Below are 9,464 nucleotides of genomic sequence, written 5' to 3' on the forward strand. Positions count from 1 at the left end.
CAATCCCTTTTCTCCCGCCTTAAAATGATTATCATTCTTGAGAAAACCTGTCTCTTGTTTTTCTTGGAATAATTTATTCTTTGGAAGTCCCTTAGTGGTGATTTAGACTGGCTTTCAGAAATCGGCATAGTCTGCTGCTCGCCGTACACTGCTGCTGAACTGGCAAAGACAAGTCTAGGAATCTTTAGTTCTGAGCACAACTCAATCACTCTCAGCATACTAGAACAATTATTATCATTGACCTTCTGTGGCTGTTGCCAGGATTTCTTCACTGAAGGAATTGCAGCCAGATGCACAATGCCATCAATATTTTGACTTGAAAGCGAGAAGAAATCATCCGTGCTAACTGTGGCGATGTCTTGATACAAAAATTTCAAGCTTTGATGTTGCGGTAAATTACAAACTTTACCTGCTAGTAAATTATCGACAACAATGACGTGATGCCCGATTGAGAGTAAATAGTCAGTGACGTGTGAACCAATAAATCCTGCTCCACCGGTAACTATAATATTCATATACTCTTCCTATATTTAAGCTAGAGAAGATGATAGCAAATGTTGGGTTCAAAGAATGGTACGGACAAGCATACATGCAGCAGTTGGTACAGGTATCAATAACGAACAAGGAAACACATTATCTGATAACCTGAAGTGTCATACTTGATATTGTTTCTTCCCTGATGTTGGGAACATCCCGTATTTGATTATTTGGGGGAAGAGTGAAAAGTTAGCTATTTTCTAAAATTCAAAATTGTTCTCTCTATGCCTATAGTCAGCGTCATTATTCCCACCTACAGACGAGCGAATCTAGTTGGACAAACAATTGAAAGCGTACTAGCACAAACCTACACTGACTATGAAGTGATCGTCGTTAATGATGGTTCCACTGATAAAACAGTAGAAGTCTTATACCAATTTGGGGATAAGATTACTGTTATTCAACAGAAAAATAAAGGAGTATCCGCAGCTCGCAATGCAGGTATTAGGGTAGCGCAGGGACGGTACATTGCCTTTGTTGATGATGATGATCTTTGGCTACCAAATAAGCTAGAAAAACAGATTGCTTGTTTAGAATCCCATCTCAACATTGGCTTGGTATATTCAGATATGTTCTGTTTTAACGAGAACGGAGTGTTACCCAATACATGGGCAAAAGCAAATCCCACACCTTCTGTTCAGCGCCTTTGGACTTTATTTGGACGTAATTTCATTCCAACATCCACCGTAGTGGTGCATCGAGAATGTCTGGATGCTGTTGGTTTGTTTGATGAAACGTTAACCTCTTGCGAGGATTACGACATGTGGTTACGGATTATTGCAAAATGGCAGGTTCATTTATTAAGTGAACCTTTGGTACATTATCGTCTATCTCCAAACAGTATGCAGAATAATGAAGAACAAATGTTAGTTAACTGGTTACGTGTTAAAGAAAAAGCTTTCGGCCGTCATCCTAAGTTACAAAAATTACCTCTAAAATTTCTCGAATCGTACTTTTTTAATAGCTACTTGAGCCTTGCCTACTTATATATTTGCCGTTATCAAGGTGCAAAGGCTCGCCAAACATTGGAACACTATCAAAAATTTCGTGGCGCTACAAGCGTTTACAAGTGGTTGTGGATGATTAGTTTTCCTCTTCTGATCTCCTCACAAACTTCTGATAAAGTACCTGCTTCCATAAAACAACTAATGCAGAATGGCGAAAAGTAGCCTACCATCTTCTTAAGAGAGGTTATTATATATACTTTAGTGTCTCTCAAGCATTTAAACAAAAAAAGTATAAATTTACTTACACTTAAACACCCCACGCTCAGTTGTTTACTGATGCCAACTGATCATAAAGAGTAAATAGTCTCTGTTGCATAATCCTTTCATCATACTGCTCAATGATTGTTTGACGCAGTAAGGCTAGATGTTCCCTGCGTTCTACTTCTGGTTGATTTACAATTTTTACAATTGCGGTAGATAAAGATGCGATGTCATGAGGAGGAACCAAAGTACAAAATTCTTCAACAAATGTACTTTGATAAGATGGCAATTGGGCAGTTATAATAGGTTTAGCGCAAGCAGATGCTTCTATAAGAGTAGAAGGAAAGGCATCAACTGTAGGAAAGTTAATAATAGCATCAGATAAAGAATATACAAAAGGCATCATTTCATAAGAAAATGGAGGTAGGAAGTAAATTTGTTTACTCAGTTCTAAATCTTCTACACGTTTCCGAAAGTACTCATAGTAGGATTTATGCTCTTTAATACTACTACGTCCCAACAATATGAATACAAGTATCGTTGGGTGCGCTAGTTGCGATTTGACGATAGTAAAGGCTTCCAATATTTCGTGTTGACAGTAAAGTCGATCCCAACCTCGTGGCGAAAGTAACACTTTTACTTGTTGAGGAAAACGCAAAAGCTGTTTAGCCTTATCTATATTTTCCCCAGTGTAAGGACGAAAGTGTTGTGTGTCTGTTCCCAAAGGAATTAATGCAATTTTTTGAGCGGGCTGAAGCAATGCTTGACATTGTTCCCTCAAAACTGGTGATTCCACAATTACCGCATCAGCAGCTTTCATAACAGAATAAAGCTTTGGATAAAACTCATCATAATTGTTAAATTTTTTTGGCTCCAAAATCAAAAAACCCCAAATTGATAAGACCAAAGGATGTATATTTGCCTGAACACAACATTCTAGTTCATAACAAAATCCGTGAGCATGAATAATATTCGGTTGAAATTCTGCCACTATCTGATGTAACTGTGTTATTTGTAAGGGACGTAAATTCTCTTTTTCCGTTTCATTTAAATCGGTTACTAAATTTTGCTCTTGCTTTACTTTTTTTAAAACAGAGGGAATAAAACGATAATTTCTCGGTGGTTCTTTTTCATAAAAATCGTATTCTCCAACATACCAAACTATATGACCATATTGTAACGCCCAATCAACAGGGCGTTTCAAAGCCGTTCCGGGAATACCAAGCATTAATATTTGCATTTTAACTATTAAAAAATTCAAGTAATCGGTTGATGGAATTAGGGTGAGTTTAATAACTATTAATCAATGTTTTAATAGCTAAATCAAAGAAGTCGTGAATCTTTAACCATATACCATCTTTGCACCATCTCCAGCAAATTTCCAGAAACTGTTTGCCCTGGTCGGAAATCCCCAGACATAAGCCTCTCCATGTACATCCCTCAAAGCACAAAAGAAATTCCATTGACGGCAGGAAACTCTCCAGCAATCAATTCTTACTGTTTTCATGCAAAGATGCTACGGATATCAGCATAAACCTTGTGAGCTTTCGATATCCTCCCAGTGAGTATTCTAGAAAAATTAACACAATGTAGCAAAAAATAGTTAGTATACTGGAAGAAACAAAAGAAAATTGGAGTGGATCTGAAGATGAGCGAAAAACCTTCCTTTGAAGATTTTATCGTGGAATTGGAATTAGGTAATTGGGATAAAGAATACTTAGAGGAATGCTTAACTGATGAAGAATGTGAAAGCATTATGGGGGGTTATGCTAGCTCTCCTACCCGTTATGTTGATGTTGGAATAACTAGCAATAATGTCAACCTAAGTGGTAATGTTGGTAGTAGTGGTAGTTTTATTGGTCTAGGTTACCCAACTAGTTATCGACGCTAACATTATATGTTGTGTTGAGGTTTAGGAACTAGTGAGTAACATTAGATGTTGTGGAAAATTTGTTAGGTCAATTCTTAGGTTCAGTAGGTCTACAATACCTCCAATGTGCAACTTCTGTAAAACGCTCTATTAGCTCGGACAAAATTCTCACAACTGCCACTTCGGGACACTCGGATAACTGGCACTGATCCCATAGTGTCAACTGACCAGGTGAGTATTTGTGCTTAGTTCTAGTCCGGGTAATTTTATAACCAGCCAGCAGCTTGTTTCCCCAGTGAGAAAGCTAGGCTGGTTTTGATATTGGTTTATATCTTTGACAAAAGCCCCGGTACTTCTTGGCACATTCATCGAATGTTTTACCCAGTCCTAAAAAAGCGGGATGCCACGCCCTAGCGGGAAGTCAAAAATCAAAAGCCAAAAGTCAAAAGTAAATTGGTTATAAGTGCCGTAGTGCCGTAGTTACTAAAATCGTAGAAAAAGCTCCGTCACATTTGGGCGGCTCTGGGATTACCGTGGATAAGCGCTTAAGGTATTTAATGCTCGTTGTGTATCGGTAGGTGGAAACCCATCACAAAAATACCGCTGTTCCCAGAAGTGCCCTGTACGATTAAGTACCCGGTTGAAGCACATCGCTGTATACCAGTTGAGAAAATGCATGATTTTAGGCAAATCTTCTGGGGTAGCTGGTTCTATCAAGTAGTACACATGGTTGGATATGATGCACAATGCGTAAAGTTTGAAGCCATATTTATCCAAACTTTTTTTGATTGTATATAAGAAGACTTTCCGGCATTCCCGGTGCGCTAGGTTGAATTCACGGTTATTGCAGCGGGTGGTGACGTGGTAAGAGAACCCAGGTTGTAAATTTCGACTTTGACGACCCATTAAATTTCTACTTTGTCATTAGGTGATCGCATTCCCCAAGTCAACGAAGACGGCATAAAATAACCAAGTTGCCCATACCTGTAATTTCACACCATTAATAAAACCAGTCCATAAATAAGATAATCCCAACAAATTGTTTAACTAGTTAAGGTAGCATATAAATTGAATAAAATCACGACAATTCCTGCGCTATTAAGCTAATACGCATTTAAATTGCATAATTATTCCTGGAGGTTGTCAAGAGTCAAGAGTCAAAAGTTAAAATTAATCTGGACTCTGGACTTTTAACTTTTGACAGCCTTTACGAAACAATGTGCAAGTTAGGTGCGCGACAGCTTAGAACTGCTTCACCTCACTGAATGTATTATTATCATTGATAGGATGGGCACTTAAACCGCAGTTTTTGATTTAAAAGTTAAGAGAGTAAAAAGAAGAAAGTCATGGATAATACTCAAGCAACCTTAATTTTAATTGAGTCTAAAAAAATTTTAGATACTTTAGGAATTCATTTTTGGTTAACAGATGGCACGCTTTTGGGTTGTTATCGGGAAAATGATTTTATCAAACACGATTACGATATTGATATCGCATTGTTTGCCAAAGATTACAATGAAAAAATTGTTGAATCTTTTGCCAACCAAGGGTTTAAAGTTAGGGGAAGAATGGGAACTCAAGCAGAAGGTTTAACATTTTCATTTTCTAAAAATGGAATCCAAATAGATTTATTTTTTGCCTATGAAGAGGAAGATTATATATGGTATGCCTGCTGGGTGGAAAATTATGAATGGATTGAGAATACAAAAGTGTCAAAATATGAACTTGTTAAATTTGCTTATCCAAAGACAAATTTTAAAAAAATTATATTTAAAGAACATGAATTTAATATCCCTGATGATGTAGAAAAGTATTTAAGTTGGGAATATGGAAAATATTGGCAGATTCCAGAGCAGGACTGGCATTGGACTGCAACAAAAAATCTCATTGATGCCCCTTGGTTACAGCTACCACAAATATCACTAAAACGCAACTTTAACATAATTTATCATCTTTATATACAAGTTTTACATAGCTTAGTTCAGCAATATAAACGAAACCCTTCAGATCCAGATATATTGTCTGCATTACAAAAGGCTAGAAAACAAAATGCTGATTTCTGGATGAGCATCCCACCTGAGGAAATTAAAACTACATACTCAGGGCTTATGAAAATGTCTCATCAAATTTTAAGGAAAAGCGGTATTCAGAATGAAAGCACCGCTACTAGTGAGCTGGATATTATATTTAAGATGCTAAACCAAGCTCAAGAGCGCAACCTGGAACCGAACCAATATTTACTCGCAGCGTTGCTTTACATTCGTCCCGAACAATTGCAATTGCAGAAGGATACCGATACGGTGAGGATAACGCTTGCTCGTCCCAATCCCTGAAAATTTGCACTTTTTATATACTTCACTAAACCTGGTAGTCTTAAACAGGTAAGGATGAATTGTATTAATGCGAGCGCAAATGGAAAAACTCAATTTTTAATTGATAATTACTGATGTCATAAAATGAATGTAGACCAGAGTCAATTCAAAGTAATCATTTTGGCGGCAGGATATGGCAGGAGAATGCGCCCCCTCACCTACCAAACTCACAAAACCCTATTGCACATTGGCGAGAAAACAGTTCTGCAAAAAATTATTGACGGGATACTTGAGTATCACCTCACTGATATTACCATTGTGACAGGTTATCGAGTTGCAGAGATAAAACAGCATGTCGAGCAAAATTATCCCGATTTAGCTATTAATTACGTTCATAACGAAAGATATGGGGAAACAAACAATATTTACTCCTTATCTTTAGCTTTACAAAATTTGTGTATAGATAAGGATGTTATCCTGATTGAATGTGACTTAATCTTTGAACCTGCTATTATTGAGCGTTTACTCAAATCGTCGTATAAGAATGTTGCTTTGGTTGATCGCTACAGAAGTGGTATGGATGGGACTGTAGTTACCATATCGAAACGAAAAATCATCACGAATGTTATCCCTCCCCATCTCCAAGACGTTGACTTTGATTTTTGTGACAAATATAAAACTTTAAATATTTATCGTTTTTCTCAGGAATTCTGCAATCGTTCTTTTGGAAAAATTCTCCAATACTACGCTCAAACTATTGATGATAATTGCTACTATGAACTGATTGTGGGATTAATTATTTACTTACAAAAAGAAGATATTTTTGTTGAAATTGTAGGTGAGTCGGAAAAATGGGCTGAGATTGACGATCCTAACGATCTAAGAATTGCTCATTTTATCTTTGATAAATCTAAGCAGAAGACTATTTTAGATAGTTCCTACGGAGGCTATTGGAACTATGATATTCTTGATTATTGCTTTATCCGCAATATGTATTTTCCTACCAGTTCTGTTTTATCTGAAATGAAAAATAACCTGGTATCTCTAGTTCAAAACTATGGTTCTACCCAAACTATTCTCAACCATAAACTTGCTACCTATCTTTATTGTCAGGAGGAGAAGGTTACTGTTCTAAATGGTGTTTCCCAAGTTTATCCGATTGCAGAACAATATTTAGCTGAATTTATCGGCTTGCTTCCTAGTCCTACATTCGGTGAGTATAGTAGAATCTTTCCTAAAGCTATTACATACTCAGATCGAGTAGGAATAGATACTACAGAAATTCTTGAAAAAGCTCAAAACTGTGATTTTATTGTATTTGTCAATCCTAATAACCCCACTGGTTCTTTACTGGAAACAAAATGGATCTATAATTTTGCTGCTACTCATCCTGATAAAATAGTGATTTTAGACGAATCATTTATTCATTTCTCCGACCAAGAAAGCATTTTACCTTTACTCGAAAAAGCTCCACTATCTAATGTAATTCTACTAGTAAGCTTAAGTAAAATACTAGGAGTACCAGGTATTCGCTTGGGTTATGCTTACACTGAGAACCAAGCTTTTAATGCTTATCTCCGCAGCCACATACCGATTTGGAATATAAATTCCTTAGCTGAATACTTCTTAGAAATTATCCTGAAACATCGAGAAGCGATAAAAGCATCTTTCCAAAAAACTAAAGAAGACCGCGAACAATTTGCTAAGGAACTTAAGTCACTTCCTGGCGTTAAACAAGTTTACTCTAGTGGCGGAAATTTTTTACTGCTTTGTCTGGACTACAATCTCAGCTTTAAAGATAACTTGACCCAAAAATTATTGTCCGCACATGGTATATACGTTAAAGATATATCCAATCGCTTTAGTAGCAAAAAATTCTATTTAAGACTAGCAGTTAGAAATATTGCTGACAATGAGATTTTTCTCAAAGCTTTTCGAGAAGTTGTAGCTAATTTAAAAGAAAATACAAATATTTTTGTAGACTAGCAGGTAAATAATTATGAGAAACAATTGGCAAAAAATTTGGAATAATAGACAAATATCTTCAGCAGATAAACCTATCTTAGAACAGTTAATTGCCATTGATGGTTTTAGTTCACCATTTGGTCAGCTAAGTGAAACCGAAGCATGGATGGAGTATCTTGAACGCATAGCTACTAAGTTAAAAATTGAACCACAAGATTCTATCTTTGAAGTAGGCTGTGGTTCAGGTGCTTTTCTCTATCCCTTTTACCAAAAAGGACACAAAGTAGCAGGAATTGATTATGCTGAAAATTTAGTTAAAATTGCTTTATCAGCTATGCATAAAGCTGATATTAAAGTTTGTGAAGCTATTGATATTTATAGAGAAGAGCAATTTGATATCGTAATTGCTAATGGTGTATTTTTGTATTTTTACAATTATGATTATGCTGCCAAAGTTATTAAGTTAATGGTTAAATTGGCTGGAAAAAGCATTGGAATATTGGATATTCCCAACCTTTCTAAAAAAGAAGAAGATATGAATAGAAGACGAAAAACAATTGGAGAAGAAGAATATAGCAAGCAATATCAGCTTTTAGAACATTTATACTACGATAAAAATTATTTTTACCAACTTTTAGTTAATGAACCTGTTAATATAAAAATTGAAAATCAATATATTGCTAATTATGGGAATAATGCATATCGCTTTAATGTATTTATTTCCAAAAAGTAGCATAACTTGGTATATGCATATATGTTAAAGATTGGACTGGAATATCCAAACTTTGCAAAAATAAAATAAGGAATATTATTTGCGAGGAATAAGTAGGTAGGTGCGAAAAAACCCAATTATGTAAAGATAAGTAAATACGGAGAATGCATCTACTGAGGTAACTGAAATATGGGTGCTCGTTTAAGGGTATTTCTTTCAAGTAAGGAAGACCGAACTTTGTTAAACCTTAGAACTGCGGATGTAACACAGAAAGTCAAAGACCGAGCAGAAGTAATCAGATTAAATGCACATGGCTGGTACGTAGAAAAAATAGCTGCTCATTTTAATTGGACTCCACAAACAGTAAGAGAAGTTTTACATAAATGGCAGAAGCTAGGACTGGAAGGGCTTTGGGAATTACCTGGTCGAGGGGGAAAACAAAAATGGACTGAAACTGACATTGTGTTTTTAGAGGAATGCCTCAAAAAAGAACCACGTACATACAACAGTCGTCAACTCACTGAAAAATTAGAACGTGAGCGCAATGTGCAACTGAGTCCTGACAGATTAAGACGGGTACTCAAAAAAAGGGGGTCAATTGGAAGCGCACCAGAAAGAGCCATAAAGGAAAACAAGACCCCGTAGTACGCGATCGCAAGCAAGCAGACTTAGATATGTTGGAACTAGCGTCTGCAACTGGAGAAATTGACTTAAAGTATTTGGATGAATCAGGGTTTTGTGTATGGAGTGAACCAAGTTACACCTATTAGACATCTCCAAAATAGTAACGTTCTGTGGTAAAAGAACATCAGAGAGCTTTTTTGACATAGAAATATGAGCAACATACTGAAACACATTGA

The 9,464-nt window shown here is 36.2% G+C and carries 9 protein-coding genes; 6 read left to right on the forward strand and 3 right to left on the reverse strand.

Annotation, left to right across the window (positions count from 1 at the left end; all coding sequences use genetic code 11):
- A partial coding sequence (locus tag V7K25_RS25025) for an NAD-dependent epimerase/dehydratase family protein (protein ID WP_335161624.1) occupies positions 1-515 on the reverse strand: 515 nt, incomplete at its 3' end.
- 246 nt (positions 516-761) lie between these two features.
- On the opposite strand from V7K25_RS25025, the gene V7K25_RS25030 reads away from it, so the two are divergent.
- On the forward strand, positions 762-1,706 hold the full coding sequence (locus V7K25_RS25030; RefSeq protein WP_335161626.1) for a glycosyltransferase family 2 protein: 945 nt from the start codon (positions 762-764) through the stop codon (positions 1,704-1,706).
- A gap of 100 nt (positions 1,707-1,806) precedes the next feature.
- Here the strand turns inward: V7K25_RS25030 and V7K25_RS25035 are convergent, their stop codons facing one another.
- Positions 1,807-2,985 (reverse strand): glycosyltransferase, encoded by a 1,179-nt coding sequence (locus tag V7K25_RS25035; protein WP_335161628.1) that lies wholly within the window; start codon positions 2,983-2,985, stop codon positions 1,807-1,809.
- 408 nt (positions 2,986-3,393) lie between these two features.
- Here V7K25_RS25035 and V7K25_RS25040 point away from each other — a divergent pair, with 408 nt between their 5' ends.
- Positions 3,394-3,636 (forward strand): hypothetical protein, encoded by a 243-nt coding sequence (locus V7K25_RS25040; RefSeq protein ID WP_335161630.1) that lies wholly within the window; start codon positions 3,394-3,396, stop codon positions 3,634-3,636.
- Positions 3,637-4,143: 507 nt separating this feature from the next.
- Here V7K25_RS25040 and V7K25_RS25045 read toward each other — a convergent pair.
- Positions 4,144-4,521, reverse strand: a complete 378-nt coding sequence (locus tag V7K25_RS25045) for a transposase (RefSeq protein WP_335161632.1) — start codon at positions 4,519-4,521, stop codon at positions 4,144-4,146.
- Positions 4,522-4,961: 440 nt separating this feature from the next.
- Here V7K25_RS25045 and V7K25_RS25050 point away from each other — a divergent pair, with 440 nt between their 5' ends.
- From V7K25_RS25050 to V7K25_RS25065, 4 genes are all read left to right on the forward strand, one after another.
- A complete protein-coding gene (locus V7K25_RS25050; RefSeq protein ID WP_335161634.1) occupies positions 4,962-5,948 on the forward strand; it encodes a LicD family protein in 987 nt (328 codons plus the stop codon).
- Positions 5,949-6,071: 123 nt separating this feature from the next.
- On the forward strand, positions 6,072-7,913 hold the full coding sequence (locus V7K25_RS25055) for an aminotransferase class I/II-fold pyridoxal phosphate-dependent enzyme (RefSeq protein ID WP_335161636.1): 1,842 nt from the start codon (positions 6,072-6,074) through the stop codon (positions 7,911-7,913).
- A 13-nt stretch (positions 7,914-7,926) separates the two neighbouring features.
- Positions 7,927-8,625: a class I SAM-dependent methyltransferase gene (locus V7K25_RS25060; protein ID WP_335161638.1), complete on the forward strand. Its 699-nt coding sequence runs from the start codon at positions 7,927-7,929 to the stop codon at positions 8,623-8,625.
- 168 nt (positions 8,626-8,793) lie between these two features.
- Positions 8,794-9,249, forward strand: a complete 456-nt coding sequence (locus V7K25_RS25065; RefSeq protein ID WP_442948115.1) for a helix-turn-helix domain-containing protein — start codon at positions 8,794-8,796, stop codon at positions 9,247-9,249.
- Positions 9,250-9,464: the final 215 nt, after the last annotated feature.

This window comes from Nostoc sp., assembly GCF_036919495.1.
Taxonomy (GTDB): domain Bacteria; phylum Cyanobacteriota; class Cyanobacteriia; order Cyanobacteriales; family Nostocaceae; genus Nostoc.